Origin of the sequence: Hydrogenophaga palleronii NBRC 102513 (assembly GCF_001571225.1) — a bacterium.
In the GTDB taxonomy this organism is placed as follows: domain Bacteria; phylum Pseudomonadota; class Gammaproteobacteria; order Burkholderiales; family Burkholderiaceae_C; genus Hydrogenophaga; species Hydrogenophaga palleronii.
Genome location: NZ_BCTJ01000008.1, coordinates 97,290 through 112,014, shown reverse-complemented (window position 1 = coordinate 112,014; position 14,725 = coordinate 97,290). Strand labels below are relative to the sequence as shown.

The following is a 14,725-nucleotide window of genomic DNA, read 5'->3' as shown; positions in this document are numbered from 1 at the left end:
GCAACACAGGCGTGTGGGCCGCACGGCGGCTGGTCACGGGGGCCGGGCCGCCCCGCGGTCTGGCCTCAGCTCAGGTGTTTGCCCACCAGGCCGGTCATCTCGAACATGGTGACTTCGTCCTTGCCGAAGACCGCCTTGAGCTTGGCGTCGGCCAGGATGTTGCGCTTGTTCTTCGGGTTCTGCAGGTTGTTGGCCTTGATGTACTCCCACATCAGTTTCACAACTTCGGTGCGGGGTTGTGGCGTCGCGCCGATCACAGCGGCCAGCTCGGCGCTGGGCTTGAGGGCACGGTTGAATGCGGTTTGTTTCTTTTCGGTAGTCATCTGAGCCTTGCTGGTTAAAACCCCGGATTCTAGGCAGTCCGGCCGTGTCATTTGGTAACGAGGCGTCTGGGGCCCTTCCGTGACCGGATTCCCGGGCCTTGCCGAAGGTGCTGCTTTGTTCTGTGATGCATGCGATGCAGCGGCCAGGTTTTCAGGTCGCCGGGGCCTGCGAGAGGAAGATTTCAAACCGCGCCAGCTCTTCATCCAGCGCGTGGCGAAAGCCCGCATCGCGTGGGCGGGCATCGGCAAAACCCAGCTGATGGGTCAGCCGGCCGCGCTCCATGCGCAGGTTGGCCCAGCCCACCATCTGCTCGCCCCACAGCACCGGCAAGGCGTAGTGGCCCATGGTGCGTTTCGCGGCCGGCACATAGGCCTCGAAGCGGTAGGCCCAGCCCCACAGCATCTCGAAGCGGCGACGGTCCCACACCACCGGGTCGAACGGCGCCAGCAGCTGCACGCCCTCGCCGGCCTGGTGGCGGCGCGAGACCGGGTTCTCGTGCGCGGGCCAGTACCAGCAGGTGCCGTCGATGTCCGCGTGCCCATAGCGCGAGCGCGCGGCCTTGGCCACCTCGCGCGCCTCCACCGCCAGGCCGGGCGCTCCATACCGCAGCAGGGTGACGAGGTAACCCAGGCTGGGTGCGGGCAAGGGTGCGTACAGGGCCACGATGAGGTCCACCAGGGCTTCGGCGCGTGCGCGGCGTGCGGCGGGGTCGTTGTCCTGCTGAACGTGGGTGACGGCCTCGTACACGCGCGTGCCGGCCTCGCGCCGGCGCACCCGCAGCCAGCCGTGGTGGTGCATCTGCTCTAGCAGCCGGGTGCTGGCGTTGAGCTCACCGCCCCAATAACCCGCCACGCGACCGTGGTGGGCAAAGGCCTCGCCCGCTTCGCGTGGGTGCACCGGGCCGCGCTCGCGCACGAAGGCCAGCAGCTCCTGCGCGCGGGCGGTGGTGGCTGCGTCCCAGGCGCGGCGTGGCGTGCGCGGGTGCAGCAGGGCCAGTGTGTCGCGCGAGACGAAGCCGTAGTTGACGAAGGCGTCTTCCTCTATGCCCAGGCGCTCGTAGCGGCGCTCCAGGTCACCGGCGCGGTAACCCTGTACCCGGCAACGCAGGATCAGGTCTTGCGCCCGCGCGGGTGCGCGCATCGGGTCGGCCTGCACGAAGCCGAGGCGGCGGATCGCCGCCGGCAACGTGACCGGCTTGAACAGGCTGCGTGCGATGGCGTAGCGGCGCAGCTCGTCGAGCGTCGGCGAGCGCGCCATGCTTGCGCTACTCGACCCGCGTGATGCGGTTGGGCTTGAAGCCCAGGTCGGCCGCCTTGCCCTTGCGGGCACGCGCGGCCCGCGCGTTGTTCAGGCTGCGAATCTCCAGCGTTTCGTCGCGCTCCTTGCCGCCGCGGCCGATGCCTTCGATCTTCACGCTGCGCGTGTAGGCGGCTGCACCGGCGAGCGTGTCTTTCGCTTCCAGGTCGATCAACAGCAGGCCGCGGCCACCCTTCTCCATCTGCTTGAGTTCGCTGATTTCGAAGGTGAGGATGCGCCCGCCGGTGGAGGCACAGCAGACGTGCGTGGCCGGCGCCAGCGGCGTGCCACCCGAGGTGAAGGCGGCGTGCGACGGTGCACACGGCGTTTCGCCCTCGCCCAGGTTGAGGAAGGTCTTGCCGCCGCGCTGGCGCGTGGTCATGTTCTCCACCGTGGCCAGGAAGCCGTAACCACCCGAACCCGCCAGCAGCAGCGCCGCATGGGCCGGGCCGGCGAAGTAGTGCAGCGGCTGCGTGCCGCTTTCCAGCTCGATCAGCGTGGTGATGGGCTGGCCGTCGCCGCGCGCACCCGGCAGGCTGGCCACCGGCACCGAGTAGACGCGGCCGTTGCTGCCGAAGGTGATGAGCGTGTCCACCGTGCGGCACTCGAAGGTGCCGTACAGGCCGTCGCCGGCCTTGAAGGCGAAGCTGGCCTTCTCGTGGCCGTGGCCGGTGCGCGCGCGCACCCAGCCTTTGCTGGAGATCACCACCGTCACCGGTTCGTCCACCACCTTGATTTCGGCCACAGCCTTCTTCTCGGCCTGGATCAGCGTGCGGCGCGGGTCGGCGAAGGTCTTGGCGTCGGCTTCGATCTCTCTCACCATCAGGCGCTTCAAGCTGCCCGGGTTGGCCAGGATGTCTTCCAGCTTGCCCTGCTCTTCGCGCAGTTCCTTCAGCTCCTGCTCGATCTTGATGGCTTCGAGCCGCGCCAGCTGGCGCAGGCGGATTTCAAGAATGTCCTCGGCCTGGCGGTCGCTGAGCTTGAAGGCCTCGATCAGCGCGGGCTTGGGCTCGTCGCTGTGGCGGATGATGCGGATCACCTCGTCGATGTTGAGCAGCACCAACTGCCGGCCTTCGAGGATGTGGATGCGGTCGAGCACCTTGTTCAGGCGGTGCTGCGAACGGCGGGTGATGGTGCCCTGGCGGAACGCGATCCACTCGGTGAGCATCAGGCGCAGCGACTTCTGCGTCGGCCGGCCGTCCAGCCCCACCATGGTGAGGTTGATCGGTGCCGAGGTTTCCAGGCTGGTGTGGGCCAGCAGCGTGGTGATGAGTTCCTGCTGCTCGATGCGGCTGCTCTTGGGCTCGAACACCAGGCGCACCGGCGCGTCCTTGCTGGACTCGTCGCGCACGCCGTCGAGCACCATCAGGATGCTGGCCTTGAGCTGGGTCTGGTCTTGCGTGAGCGCCTTCTTGCCGGCCTTCACCTTGGGGTTGGTGAGTTCCTCGATTTCTTCCAGCACGCGCTGCGTGCTCACGCCGGGCGGCAACTCGTTCACCACCAGTTGCCACTGGCCGCGTGCGAGGTCTTCGATCTTCCAGCGCGCCCGCACCTTGAGGCTGCCGCGGCCGCTGCGGTAGGCGTCGGCAATGTCGCCGGCCGGGCTGATGATCTGGCCGCCACCGGGGTAGTCGGGCCCGGGCAGGATGGCGAGCAGTTCCTCGTCGGTGAGCTTGGGGTTCTTCACCAGCGCCACGCAGGCGTCGGCCACTTCGCGCAGGTTGTGGCTGGGGATTTCGGTCGCTAGGCCCACGGCAATGCCCGACGCGCCGTTGAGCAGGTTGAACGGCAGGCGCGCCGGCAGTTGTTTGGGTTCGACGGTGGAGCCGTCGTAGTTGGGCACGAAGTCCACCGTGCCTTCGTCGATCTCGTCGAGCAGCAGGGTGGTGATCTTGGCCAGCCGCGCTTCGGTGTATCGCATGGCCGCGGCGCCGTCGCCGTCGCGCGAGCCAAAGTTGCCCTGGCCGTCGATCAGTGGGTAACGCTGGGCAAAGTCCTGCGCCATGCGCACCAGCGCGTCGTAGGCGGCCTGGTCGCCGTGCGGGTGGAAGCGGCCCAGCACGTCACCAACCACGCGCGCGCTCTTTACCGGGCGCGCGGCGGTGTTGCGGTTCGGCCCGCTGAAGCCCAGACCCATGCGGTCCATGCTGTAGAGGATGCGGCGCTGCACCGGCTTCTGGCCGTCGCAGACGTCGGGCAGGGCGCGGCCCTTCACGACCGAGAGCGCGTACTCCAGGTAGGCGCGCTGGGCGTAGTTGGCGAGGTTCATGCCGTCATCGTCCGGTGCGGACAGCGGCAGTTCAGGAGTTTCAGTCATGGCAAATCGGTTCTTCGTTCAAGGCGGCGATTCGGTCAAGGACACCGCAGATCCGGCTCTGCCGGTCTGCCAGTGTCGCCCCTGAGGGGTGACGCGAAGCGGCGCGGGGGGAGTTCAGCTAGATGTCGATCTCGACCGAATCGCCGTGCAGCTCCATCAGCTCGCGGCGCGAGGCGGCTTCGCCCTTGCCCATGAGCTTGGTGATGAGGGCTTCGGTGCCGGCAAAGTCGATCGCGCCCAGCACCACCGGCATGAGGCGGCGGGTGTCGGGGTTGAGGGTGGTGTCCCAGAGCTGTTCGGCGCTCATTTCGCCCAAGCCCTTGAAACGGCTGATCTGGCACTTCTCTGGCGCCACGCCGTCCTTGGCGCTCTTGTCGAGGATGGCGTGCAGTTCGCCTTCGTCGAGCGCGTACTGCTTGGCCGCCGGCTTCTTGCCACGCGCGGGGATGTCCACACGGAACAGCGGCGGGCGCGCCACGAACACGTGGCCGGTTTCGATAAGTTTGGGGAAATGGCGGAAGAACAGCGTGAGCAGCAGCACCTGGATGTGCGAGCCGTCCACGTCCGCGTCAGACAGGATGCAGACCTTGCCGTAGCGCAGGCCGCTCAGGTCGGGCGTGTCGTTCGGGCCGTGTGGATCGACGCCGATGGCGACCGAGATGTCGTGGATTTCGGTGTTGGCAAACAGCCGGTCGCGTTCCACCTCCCAGGTGTTGAGCACCTTGCCGCGCAAGGGCAGCACGGCCTGGCTTTCCTTGTCGCGGCCCATCTTGGCGCTGCCGCCGGCCGAGTCGCCCTCGACCAGGAACACCTCGTTGTGTGCCACATCCTTGCTTTCGCAGTCGGTCAGCTTGCCGGGCAGCACGGCCACGCCGGAGCCCTTGCGTTTCTCGACCTTCTGGCCCGCCTTCTGGCGCGACTGCGCGGCCTTGATGGCGAGCTCGGCCAGTTTCTTGCCGTAGTCCACGTGCTGGTTGAGCCACAACTCCAGCGCAGGACGCACGAAGCTGCCGACCAGGCGCACCGCGTCGCGCGAGTTCAGGCGCTCCTTGATCTGGCCCTGGAACTGCGGGTCGAGCACCTTGGCGCTCAGCACATAACTGGCGCGCGCGAACACGTCTTCGGGCAGCAGCTTCACGCCCTTGGGCAGCAGGGCGTGCAGTTCGATGAAGCCCTTGACCGCCTGGAACAGGCCGTCGCGCAGGCCGCTGTCGTGCGTGCCGCCGGCGCTGGTGGGGATCAGGTTCACATAGCTTTCGCGCACCGGCTGGCCGTCTTCGGTGAAGGCAACGCACCAGGCCGCGCCCTCGCCTTCGGCGAAGCTGTCGTGCCCGCTGTCGGCAAAGCCTTCACCTTCAAACAGCGGAATCACCGGCTCGCCGTTGAGCGTCTGCTGCAGGTAGTCGCGCAGGCCGCCCTTGTAGAGCCAAGTCTGCGTGTCCTTGATCTTTTCGTTCACCAGCGTCACGCTCACGCCGGGCATCAGCACCGCCTTGCTGCGCAGCAGGTGGGTGAGTTCGCCCATGGGCAGCGCGGCGGATTCGAAGTACTTTGCGTCGGGCCAGGCGCGCACGGTGGTGCCCTGCTTGCGGTCGCCCTCGCCCTTGCTGCTCACTGCCAGCGGTTCGATCACGTCGCCAGCGGAAAACGCCAGCTTCGCCACCTGGCCTTCGCGGAAGCTGGTCACCTCCAGGCGGGTGGAGAGCGCGTTGGTCACGCTCACGCCCACGCCGTGCAGGCCACCCGAGAAGCTGTACGCGCCACCCTTGCCCTTGTCAAACTTGCCACCGGCGTGCAGCCGGGTGAACACCAGCTCGACCACCGGCGCCTTTTCTTCCGGGTGCAGACCGAAGGGGATGCCGCGGCCGTCGTCTTCCACGCTCACCGAATGGTCGGCATGCAGCGTGACCTTGATCTTCTTGCCGTAGCCGGCCAGGGCCTCGTCGGCCGCGTTGTCCAGCACTTCCTGGATGATGTGCAGCGGGTTGTCGGTGCGGGTGTACATGCCCGGCCGCTGCTTGACCGGCTCCAGCCCTTTGAGGACGCGGATCGAGCCTTCGGAGTATTCGTTGGGTGTTTGGGTCGCCATGGGGGCGGATTGTATGCTCCGGGAACTGTATGCAAATACAGACTTTTCAACCGCCACCCGTGCCCGATGCACGCGCTTCATCAGTGGCGCGGAAAAATATCAAGGCACCCCGCCACGCCCGGGACAGGCAGGGGCTGTTCATCTTCGCTACATTTCCTGCATGTCCTCGACGCCCACCCTCCCCTCCCCACCCCGCCTCTCTGCCTTGCAGGTGCTGGCGTGCGGTGCGCTGATCGTCACCCTGTCGATGGGCGTGCGCCACGGCTTCGGGCTGTGGTTGCAGCCGATCACGCAGGCGCAGGGCTGGACGCGGGAGAACTTCGCCTTTGCGCTGGCGATCCAGAACCTCTCTTGGGGCGTGTTCGGCATCTTCGCCGGCATGGTGGCCGACCGTTTCGGCGCCTCCCGCGTGCTGGTGGGCGGCGCCGTGTTGTACGGCCTGGGCCTGGCCGGCATGGCGCTGACCACCACACCACTCAGCTTTGCGCTCACCGCCGGCGTGCTGATCGGCGCAGCCCAGGCAGGCACCACCTATGCCGTGGTCTACGGCGTGATCGGCCGCCAGATTCCGGCCGAGAAGCGCTCCTGGGCCATGGGCGTGGCCGCGGCCGCGGGCTCGTTCGGCCAGTTCCTCATGGTGCCGGTAGAAGGCTGGCTGATCAGCGATTTCGGCTGGCAGCAGGCCCTGCTGATCCTGGGTGTGGTGGTGCTGCTGATCGTGCCGCTGGCCATGGGCCTGCGCGAACCCGGGTTCGGCGGCGGTGCGCCCGTGCAGCGCGAGCAGACCATCGGCCAGGCGCTGCGCGAGGCTTTCCGCTACCGCAGCTTCCAGTTGCTGATGGCGGGTTACTTCGTCTGCGGTTTCCAGGTGGTGTTCATCGGCGTGCACATGCCCAGCTACCTCAAGGACAACGGCCTGTCGCCGCAGGTGGCGAGTTATGCGCTGGCGCTGATCGGCCTGTTCAACGTGATCGGCACCTACGCCGCCGGTGCGCTCGGCCAGCGCCTGGCCAAGCGCCACATCCTGGCCTTCATCTACTTCGCGCGCGCCGCCGTCATCACCGTCTTCCTGCTGGTGCCGCTGTCGCCCATGAGCGTGTACGTGTTCTCCGCCGTGATGGGCGTGCTGTGGCTCTCCACCGTGCCGCCCACCAACGCGGTGGTGGCGCAGATCTTCGGCGTGGCCCACATGTCCATGCTCGGCGGTTTCATCTTCTTCAGCCACCAGATCGGCAGCTTCCTCGGCGTGTGGCTGGGCGGCGTGCTCTACGACCAGACCGGCAGCTACAACATCGTCTGGTACCTGTCGATCGCACTCGGCATCTTTGCCGGCCTGGTCAACCTGCCGGTGCGCGAGTCGCCCATCGTGCGCGCGCCGCAGCGCGTGGGAGCCGCAGCGTGAAGCCGATGGCCGTGCGCGCGCTGGCCTGGTCCGCCGCGATGCTGGCCTTGCTGGCCACCTTTGCCCTGTACAACCGGCCGGACTTCCTGGTGAGCCTGGCCGACCAGCTCTGGAGCTGCTTCTAAGGTATGGCATACCGCCTTTCGCACCCCTCCCCCGACATGGGGGCCGCACCTGCAGCCCGCCAAATCCCGTTCCACGATGCTCCAGAACACAAACACGCCATGCGCCGGGAGGCGCACTGACATGCACGGTACCGAAGCAATTTCTGCCTGGGTGCAGCGCTGGTCGCACCTGGTGCCACCCGGCGGTTCGGTGCTCGACGTGGCCTGCGGCCATGGCCGCCACCTGCGCTGGTTCGCGCAACGCGGGCACCGCGTCACCGGCGTGGACCGTTCGCCCGAGGCCATCGCGGCGGTCGCATCCTGGGGCCGTGCGGTGCAGGCCGACATCGAAAACGGCCCCTGGCCGTTCGAGGGTGAGCGGTTTGATCTGGTGCTGGTCACCAACTACCTCTGGCGGCCGCTGCTGCCGGTGATCGTGCAAAGCGTGGCCGAGGGCGGCGTGCTGCTGTACGAGACCTTCGCCGCCGGCAATGAAAGCGTGGGCAAGCCCTCGCGCCCGGACTTTCTGCTGCAGCCCGGCGAACTTTTGCGCGCCAGCGAGGGTCTGCAGGTGGTGGCGTACGAAGACGGCTTCTGCGACCGCCCCGAACGTTTCGTGCAACGCTTGGCGGCGGTGCGAAAACCCACGGGCACCCCCGTCTCGCCCCCGCGGTTTCCTCTGGACGCCACTGGGTAGAATGCACCCTTCGCGTGTGCCGTGGCCCGCCCTCCTGGGGTGGGCGCCCTGCATACAGCCCAATTCGAGCCCTTAGCTATGAATCCCATTACCGGCAGCATCGTGGCCTTGGTCACGCCCATGCATGAAGACGGCAGCGTGGACTACCCCACCCTGCGCAAGCTGATCGACTGGCACATCACCGAAGGCACCGACTGCATCGGCGTCGTCGGCACCACCGGCGAATCGCCCACGGTCAACGTCGAAGAGCACTGCGAGATCATTCGCGTCTCCGTCGAGCAGGCCAAGACCCACGGCGACAAGCGCGTGCCCATCATGGCCGGCTGCGGCGCCAACTCCACCGCCGAGGCGATCGAGCTGGCGCGCTTCGCGCAAAGCGTGGGCGCCGACTGCCAGCTGCAGGTCGTGCCCTACTACAACAAGCCCACGCAAGAGGGCCAGTACCAGCACTTCAAGGCCATCGCCGAAGCCGTGGGCGACCTGCCCACCGTGCTCTACAACGTGCCCGGCCGCACCGTGGCCGACATGGCGCACGACACCGTGCTGCGCCTGGCCCAGGTGCCCGGCATCGTCGGCATCAAGGAAGCCACCGGCAACATCGAACGCGCGCAGTGGCTGATCCGCGACGTGCCCAAGGGCTTCTCGATCTACTCCGGCGACGACCCGACCGCCGTCGCCCTCATGCTGTGCGGTGGCCAGGGCAACATCAGCGTGACCGCCAACATCGCGCCGCGCCTGATGAGCGAACTCTGCGCTGCGGCCATCGCAGGCGATGCGCGCCGCGCCATGGCGATCCAGTTCCAGCTGATGCCGGTGCACAAGAACCTGTTTGTCGAAGCCAACCCGATCCCGCTCAAGTGGGCCATGTCCCGCCTGGGCCTGTGCAACGAGGCCATGCGCCTGCCCATGACACCGATGTCTCGCCCCCTGGTGCCCACGGTCGAAGGCGCCCTGCGGGCCAGCGGCCTGCTGGCCTGAGTCCCGGCGAGCGATCCCTCCGTTTTCAACGAGCCCCTCAACATGCCCATCCGCACCCCGAATCCGACCCTGCACGCCAACACCAGCGCGCCCTCTGCTGCCCGCCTCCTGCCCCGCCTGGGCCTGGTGCTGGCAGCCGCCCTGCTGGCATCGGGCTGCTCGATGCTGCAGGAAGACAAGATCGACTACAAGAGCGCGCAACGCGGCAGCACGCTGGACGTGCCGCCCGACCTGAGCCAGCTCAGTCGCGACTCGCGCTACAACGTGCCCGGCACCACGGTCACCGCCAGCGGCTACGAAACCGCACAGCCGGCACAGGCCACGGCCGCCAGCACCGCCGCCGTGACGGTGGGTGACGTGCGCATCGAACGCGCCGGCAACCAGCGCTGGCTGGTGGTGAACCGCCCGGCCGACAAGCTCTGGAGCCCGATCCGCGACTTCTGGCAGGAAAACGGTTTCCTGCTTGATCTCGACCAGGAAGGGCTGGGCATCATGGAAACCGACTGGGCCGAGAACCGCGCCAAGCTGCCGCAGGATTTCATCCGCTCGACCATCGGCAAGGTGTTCGAGAACCTCTACTCCACCGGCGAGCGTGACCGCTTCCGCACCCGCCTGGAGCGCACCGCCAACGGCGGCACCGAGATCTACATCAGCCACCGCGGTATGGTCGAGGTTTACTCCACCAAGGAAAAAGACCAGACCGTGTGGCAACCCCGCCCGGCCGACGTGGAACTCGAAACCGAGTTCCTGCGCCGCCTGATGGTCAAGCTCGGTGTGACCGAAGCGCAATCGCAGGCCATCGCCGCCAGCGCGCCGGTGCAGGCCGCAGCCCGCGTGAGCACGGTGAACAACGCCCCGGTGGTGCTGTTCGAAGACAACTTCGACCGCGCCTGGCGCCGTGTCGGCCTGTCGCTGGACCGCACCGGCTTCACGGTGGAAGACCGCGACCGCAGCAAGGGCCTGTACTTTGTGCGCTACGTCGAACCGGTGATGGATGCCAAGGAGCCCGGCTTCTTCGGCAAGCTCTTCGGCGCCTCCAAGACCGAGGCCAAGGCCGCCCGTTACCAGGTGTCGGTGCGCAGCAGCGCCGACAACAAGACCACGGTGGCGGTGCTCGACGCCCAGGGCCAGCCCGACGCCTCGACCGCGGCACAGCGCATCGCCAAGGTGCTGGCCGACGACCTCAAGTAAGCCAATCACTGCAGGCTCACCAGGGCCTGCAGCCCAAAGAAAAAGCCGCCCGAGGGCGGCTTTTTCTTTGGGCCGGTCCCGCCTCGCAGCGGGTCCGGTCCGGCGTCTTACTTCACGGCGTCCTTGGCGGCGTCCACGGCCTTGCTGGCCGAAGCCTTGGCCTGCTCGGCGGCTTCGTGAGCCTTGTCGGCAGCGGCCTTGGCGGCGTCGGTGGTGGCTTCGACAGCGGCCTTGCCAGCGTCGGCAGCGGCAGCGCCTGCGTCCTTGGCAGCGTCCACGGCCACGGCAGCGGCTTCCTTGGCGGAGTCGGCTGCAGCAGCGCCGGCTTCCTTGGCGGAATCGGCAGCGCCTTCCAGCGTCGGGGCCGGTGCGGGTTCAGCAGCAGGTGCCGGCACAACCACAGGGGCTTCTTCTTTTTTGCCGCAGGCGGTCAGGGCAATGGCGGCAACGATGCTGGCGAACAGGATGGTCTTTTTCATGATGACGGGTTTTTTCCAATGGATGAGGTGACGGATCGGCCCGAAGGCTCTGCGGGACCGCCGGTGCCTCCCAATACGGCATGACGTTGGCCCCACGGTCGGGCGGCGCAGCTGGGCCTGCCTCCCTGACCGGCGCGGATCATACCCGCGGAAGATGACAGCCTGGTCCCGGTAGGGTATTTTTACGTTTCTTCACAGCCCCAGCGTGGAGGCGGGAAACGACGGCGTGCTCTTCAGCCACCACTGCTGCAGTTGTTCCTGCAAGGCCACGCGGCGTTCGGCGCTGCGGCTGGCCACCAGCGTGCCGCGCACCGGGTCCAGGCGCTGCAGCGTCCAGTGTGGCGACCACAACGCACTGGGCAGGTCGGCGCTGGCGGCACTGCCGCAGGCCTGTGCCTCCACCAGGTGCCCCCAGGTGACGCGCCACTGCACGAAGCGTGGGTGACTCAGGCGCAGCACATTGAAGTCGGCCGCCAGCAGTTGCAGCGTGCGGCCGCGCCGTGCCCAGCGGTTGAGCGAGTCGATCACCTCGCGCTCGCCCAGCGGCCAGTCGGCGAAATCGGCGTCGCACAACACGATGCGCGACCAGCCGGCATCGGCTGCCGTGGCCAGCGCCTGGCGCACCAGGTCCACGAACACCTGGCGGCCTTCCAGCCGGCCATCGGGCAGGCCCGTGGCCGCGGCATCGGGGGTCGGCGGTGTGGTCAGAGGATCGGTCATGCGGACTCCTGGTGCGCGTGTGGCGTCAGGCCCCGGTGGCGGGTTCGACGCGGTGCAGCCAGCCGGCCTCGAACCAGTCCTGCAGCAGCGCCTGCGCATCGTCGCTGGCGCGTGCGACCTGGCGCTGGTCCAGGGCTCGCTGGTCGGCCAGGGTGCGCATCAGCCGGGCGTCGGCGCCACCGGCGCGGAAGCTCTCGCCGTTGATGAAGACATGGCGTTCGTCGTACATCATGCGCGTGCGCCGGTCCAGCCGCAAGGCGCCCGGCGTCCAGCCGCCGTCGGCCTCGTCGAACCAGATGCGTGGCTTGGGTTCGGTCATCACCTCACCGAGCGCACAGGCCAGCGAGTGGCGCTCGGCCAGCAGGCGCTGCAACGCGTCGGCGGCAAAGGACTCCAGCGCGGCGGGCATGGCGGCCGGGTGCGCGGTGGCGGGCTGGCCGGGGTCGCGGTACAGGGTGTCGTCGTCCAGCTCGTCGGCCATGCGCTGCAGCAGCTCACCCGCCAGGCCGCCGCGCTGCGGTGCACGGAAACCGATGGAGTAAGTGGTGCAGTCGCCGCCGATGGCGTCGCCATCGTGCGCCCAGCGTGGCGGCAGGTACAACATGTCGCCGGGGTTCAGCACGTGTTCTTCTTCGGGCTCGAAGTGGCTCAGGATCTTGAGCGGCACGCCTTCCTGCAGCGACAGGTCTTTCTGCCGGCCGATGCGCCAGCGGCGCTGACCACTGGCCTGCAGCAGGAACACGTCGTAGCTGTCGAAGTGCGGGCCCACGCCACCACCGTCGCTGGCCCAGGAGATCATCAGGTCGTCCAGCCGCGCATCGGGCAGGAAACGGAAACGCTGCAGCAAGTCGTGCGCGGCATCCAGGTGCTGGTCCACCCCCTGCACCAGCAGGGTCCAGCCGGCCTGCTTGAGCGGTGGCAGCGCGGTGCGCGCCAGCGGCCCATGCTTGAGCGTCCAGCCCTTGGGCTTGCGCACGATCAGGCGCGACTCCACCGCTTCGGCGGCGGCCATGTCGAACAGTTGCTGGCGGCTCAGCAGCGGGGTGAACCCGGGGATGGCACCGCGCACCAGCAGCGGCTTTTTTTGCCAGTGGCGGCGCATGAACAGGGTGGGCGAGAGCCCGCCCAGCAGGTCACAGGCCAGGTCGGTCGCGGGGATGCCAGAAGATGGCTGGCGCTTGGTCGAAGGTTTGAACATGGGACAATTGTCGGATGAAAATCAACCAACAATGCGTGGTCGCACTGACCTGGACCCTCAAGGACACGCTGGGCGAAGAGCTCGACGTGCTCGACGAGCCGGTGGAATTCCTGCTCGGTGGCCATGATCTGTTGGCCAAGATCGAAGAGGCCCTGCTGAACCACAAGGCCGGCGACACGGTGGAGCTGCAACTGGAGCCCAACGATGCCTTTGGCGACTACGACGACCGCCTGCTGTTCCTGGAGCCGCGCCACCTGTTCCCCGCCGAGCTGGAAGAAGGCATGGGCTTTGAAGGCTTGCCGCCCGGTGGCAATGCGAACGCGCCGAAGGACCGCCTGTATTTCGTGAGCGACATCTACCCCGATCACGTGGTGATGGATGGCAACCACCCACTGGCCGGCATCGCGCTGCGCATCCGCCTGAAGGTGCATGCGGTGCGCGAGGCAGAGGAAAGTGAAATCGGCAAGGGCTCGCTGGGCACGGGCTTCTTCCGCATGCAGGTCGACGGCCCCGACGAACTGCAAGGCCCGGGCCTGACGGAACCGGGTCCGCACACGCTGCACTGAGAGCACCCCGCCGCGCTGCGCGCGGCTTCTTCGCGGGGGGCGGTTCCGCGGTAGCGCTGGAAGACCGCCTTCGCAGCGCCCCGGGTTTCAGCTGCGGCCGGTGGAGCCGTAGCCGCCGGCACCGCGCTCGCTGGCGGCGGCGAATTCATTCACGATGTTGAAGCGGGCCTGCACCACCGGCACGATCACCAGTTGCGCGATGCGCTCCATGGGTTCGATGGTGAAGGCAACGTCGCTGCGGTTCCAGGCGCTCACCATGAGCTGGCCCTGGTAGTCGCTGTCGATCAAGCCCACCAGGTTGCCGAGCACGATGCCGTGTTTGTGGCCCAGGCCCGAGCGCGGCAGGATCAGCGCGGCATAACCCGGGTCGGCCAGGTGGATCGCCAGGCCGGTCGGCACCAGCTGCCAGGCGTTGGCTTCCAGCACCAGCGGGGCATCGAGGCAGGCGCGCAGGTCGAGGCCGGCGCTGCCAGGGGTGGCATACGCGGGCAATTGGTCCGCGATGCGCGGGTCGAGAACACGAACGTCCAGTTGCATGGGGTTTTCCATTGATTCGGTGGCACCGCGGGCGGATCGCACGCGGCTGCGCGGCAGGGGCGCAGGCGGCATTGTCGCCGCTGTCGTGGCGGCACCCGGCGAGCGTGCGCGGTAAGGGAAAGTCACTAGCTTGCGGCCTGGGTTTATTGGACAAACTGCCTTCCTGCACACAGGCCCGACCGTCACCATCGATCAACGCCACCACCAGACCAGCGCCTACCTGCGTCGGCACCCACCCGCCCCACCCCATGTCCACTCTGCTCAAATTCGCCCGCCTGGTCGACTGGATTGCCGAGCGCCTCGCCAAGCTCGCCGCCTGGGCGGTGCTGCTGGCCGCCCTGATTTCGGCCGGCAATGCCTTCGTGCGTTATGGCCTGGACATCAGCTCCAACGCCTGGCTCGAAATCCAGTGGTACCTGTTCGCCACCACGGTGATGCTGGGCGCGCCGCTGGTGCTCAAGCTCAATGAGCATGTGCGGGTGGACATCTTCTACGGCCGCCTGCCCGGCAAGGGGCCGGTGTGGGTCGACATCTTCGGCCTGCTGGTGTTCCTGCTGCCCGTGATGGGCCTGCTGACCTGGCTCACCTGGCCGATGTTCTGGAACATGTACCTGACCAAGGAAGGCTCGGGCAACATCGGCGGCCTGATTCGCTGGCCAGCGGCGCTGCTGATGCCGCTGGGCTTCGGTGCGGTGTTCGTGCAGGGCATTGCCGAGATCATCAAACGCGTGGCCTACCTGCGCGGCGACATGCAGATGAGCATCCATTACGAGAAGCCGGTGCAGTAAACACAGCGAGCACGGCGCGCCCACCGACCTCTCCAGGAC

At 67.6% G+C, this 14,725-nt stretch carries 15 protein-coding genes; 7 read left to right on the top strand and 8 right to left on the bottom strand.

Going from position 1 to position 14,725, the window contains the following annotated elements; translation table 11 throughout:
• Positions 1-65 precede the first annotated feature (65 nt).
• From HPA01S_RS08265 to HPA01S_RS08250, 4 genes are all read right to left on the bottom strand, one after another.
• Positions 66-323, bottom strand: coding sequence for an SWIB/MDM2 domain-containing protein (locus tag HPA01S_RS08265; protein WP_066268697.1), 258 nt, complete (start codon positions 321-323; stop codon positions 66-68).
• Between the two features lie 151 nt (positions 324-474).
• Positions 475-1,581, bottom strand: a complete 1,107-nt coding sequence (locus HPA01S_RS08260) for a DNA glycosylase AlkZ-like family protein (protein ID WP_066268693.1) — start codon at positions 1,579-1,581, stop codon at positions 475-477.
• 7 nt (positions 1,582-1,588) lie between these two features.
• Positions 1,589-3,937, bottom strand: coding sequence for a DNA topoisomerase IV subunit A (gene parC, locus HPA01S_RS08255; RefSeq protein WP_066268691.1), 2,349 nt, complete (start codon positions 3,935-3,937; stop codon positions 1,589-1,591).
• A 118-nt stretch (positions 3,938-4,055) separates the two neighbouring features.
• On the bottom strand, positions 4,056-6,026 hold the full coding sequence (locus tag HPA01S_RS08250) for a DNA topoisomerase IV subunit B (RefSeq protein WP_066268688.1): 1,971 nt from the start codon (positions 6,024-6,026) through the stop codon (positions 4,056-4,058).
• Between the two features lie 160 nt (positions 6,027-6,186).
• On the opposite strand from HPA01S_RS08250, the gene HPA01S_RS08245 reads away from it, so the two are divergent.
• From HPA01S_RS08245 to bamC, 5 genes are all read left to right on the top strand, one after another.
• The gene (locus HPA01S_RS08245; protein ID WP_066268687.1) at positions 6,187-7,428 is read left to right on the top strand and encodes an MFS transporter; all 1,242 of its coding nucleotides are present in this window, start codon (positions 6,187-6,189) and stop codon (positions 7,426-7,428) included.
• Positions 7,425-7,553: a hypothetical protein gene (locus HPA01S_RS23710; protein ID WP_281192931.1), complete on the top strand. Its 129-nt coding sequence runs from the start codon at positions 7,425-7,427 to the stop codon at positions 7,551-7,553. Before HPA01S_RS08245 ends, HPA01S_RS23710 begins: the two co-directional genes overlap by 4 nt.
• Before the next feature lie 121 nt (positions 7,554-7,674).
• Complete coding sequence (locus HPA01S_RS08240) at positions 7,675-8,229, top strand: class I SAM-dependent methyltransferase (RefSeq protein ID WP_066268682.1); 555 nt, start codon at positions 7,675-7,677, stop codon at positions 8,227-8,229.
• Between the two features lie 78 nt (positions 8,230-8,307).
• Positions 8,308-9,207 carry a 4-hydroxy-tetrahydrodipicolinate synthase gene (dapA, locus tag HPA01S_RS08235; RefSeq protein WP_066268680.1) on the top strand — a complete coding sequence of 300 codons (900 nt, stop codon included), beginning with the start codon at positions 8,308-8,310 and terminating at the stop codon, positions 9,205-9,207.
• Positions 9,208-9,369: 162 nt separating this feature from the next.
• Complete coding sequence (gene bamC, locus HPA01S_RS08230) at positions 9,370-10,398, top strand: NlpB/DapX family lipoprotein (protein WP_245638600.1); 1,029 nt, start codon at positions 9,370-9,372, stop codon at positions 10,396-10,398.
• Between the two features lie 107 nt (positions 10,399-10,505).
• Here bamC and HPA01S_RS08225 read toward each other — a convergent pair whose 3' ends face one another.
• The 3 genes from HPA01S_RS08225 to HPA01S_RS08215 form a co-directional block, all read right to left on the bottom strand.
• Positions 10,506-10,877, bottom strand: a complete 372-nt coding sequence (locus HPA01S_RS08225) for a hypothetical protein (protein WP_066268678.1) — start codon at positions 10,875-10,877, stop codon at positions 10,506-10,508.
• Positions 10,878-11,069: 192 nt separating this feature from the next.
• The gene (locus tag HPA01S_RS08220) at positions 11,070-11,597 is read right to left on the bottom strand and encodes a hypothetical protein (protein WP_066268676.1); all 528 of its coding nucleotides are present in this window, start codon (positions 11,595-11,597) and stop codon (positions 11,070-11,072) included.
• Between the two features lie 25 nt (positions 11,598-11,622).
• A complete protein-coding gene (locus HPA01S_RS08215; protein ID WP_066268761.1) occupies positions 11,623-12,699 on the bottom strand; it encodes a cupin domain-containing protein in 1,077 nt (358 codons plus the stop codon).
• A 110-nt stretch (positions 12,700-12,809) separates the two neighbouring features.
• Here HPA01S_RS08215 and HPA01S_RS08210 point away from each other — a divergent pair, with 110 nt between their 5' ends.
• Entirely contained in the window at positions 12,810-13,361 is a 552-nt protein-coding gene (locus tag HPA01S_RS08210; protein WP_066268674.1) for an FKBP-type peptidyl-prolyl cis-trans isomerase, read from the top strand.
• A gap of 87 nt (positions 13,362-13,448) precedes the next feature.
• On the opposite strand, the gene dut is transcribed toward HPA01S_RS08210, so the two are convergent.
• Positions 13,449-13,898 (bottom strand): dUTP diphosphatase, encoded by a 450-nt coding sequence (gene dut, locus HPA01S_RS08205; protein WP_066268672.1) that lies wholly within the window; start codon positions 13,896-13,898, stop codon positions 13,449-13,451.
• Positions 13,899-14,146: 248 nt separating this feature from the next.
• On the opposite strand from dut, the gene HPA01S_RS08200 reads away from it, so the two are divergent.
• Positions 14,147-14,686 (top strand): TRAP transporter small permease subunit, encoded by a 540-nt coding sequence (locus HPA01S_RS08200; protein ID WP_066268669.1) that lies wholly within the window; start codon positions 14,147-14,149, stop codon positions 14,684-14,686.
• Positions 14,687-14,725 lie beyond the last annotated feature (39 nt).

What these genes read in the sequence shown, in the direction of transcription:
- HPA01S_RS08240 (WP_066268682.1), top strand. Translation starts at nt 7,675, where the DNA reads ATGCACGGTACCGAAGCAATTTCTGCCTGGGTGCAGCGCTGGTCGCAC.
- parC (WP_066268691.1), bottom strand. Translation starts at nt 3,937, where the DNA reads ATGACTGAAACTCCTGAACTGCCGCTGTCCGCACCGGACGATGACGGC.
- HPA01S_RS08215 (WP_066268761.1), bottom strand. Translation starts at nt 12,699, where the DNA reads ATGCGCCGCCACTGGCAAAAAAAGCCGCTGCTGGTGCGCGGTGCCATC.
- HPA01S_RS08265 (WP_066268697.1), bottom strand. Translation starts at nt 323, where the DNA reads ATGACTACCGAAAAGAAACAAACCGCATTCAACCGTGCCCTCAAGCCC.
- dapA (WP_066268680.1), top strand. Translation starts at nt 8,308, where the DNA reads ATGAATCCCATTACCGGCAGCATCGTGGCCTTGGTCACGCCCATGCAT.
- HPA01S_RS08210 (WP_066268674.1), top strand. Translation starts at nt 12,810, where the DNA reads ATGAAAATCAACCAACAATGCGTGGTCGCACTGACCTGGACCCTCAAG.
- dut (WP_066268672.1), bottom strand. Translation starts at nt 13,898, where the DNA reads ATGCAACTGGACGTTCGTGTTCTCGACCCGCGCATCGCGGACCAATTG.
- HPA01S_RS08225 (WP_066268678.1), bottom strand. Translation starts at nt 10,877, where the DNA reads ATGAAAAAGACCATCCTGTTCGCCAGCATCGTTGCCGCCATTGCCCTG.
- HPA01S_RS08260 (WP_066268693.1), bottom strand. Translation starts at nt 1,581, where the DNA reads ATGGCGCGCTCGCCGACGCTCGACGAGCTGCGCCGCTACGCCATCGCA.
- bamC (WP_245638600.1), top strand. Translation starts at nt 9,370, where the DNA reads ATGCTGCAGGAAGACAAGATCGACTACAAGAGCGCGCAACGCGGCAGC.
- HPA01S_RS08250 (WP_066268688.1), bottom strand. Translation starts at nt 6,026, where the DNA reads ATGGCGACCCAAACACCCAACGAATACTCCGAAGGCTCGATCCGCGTC.
- HPA01S_RS08220 (WP_066268676.1), bottom strand. Translation starts at nt 11,597, where the DNA reads ATGACCGATCCTCTGACCACACCGCCGACCCCCGATGCCGCGGCCACG.
- HPA01S_RS08245 (WP_066268687.1), top strand. Translation starts at nt 6,187, where the DNA reads ATGTCCTCGACGCCCACCCTCCCCTCCCCACCCCGCCTCTCTGCCTTG.
- HPA01S_RS08200 (WP_066268669.1), top strand. Translation starts at nt 14,147, where the DNA reads ATGTCCACTCTGCTCAAATTCGCCCGCCTGGTCGACTGGATTGCCGAG.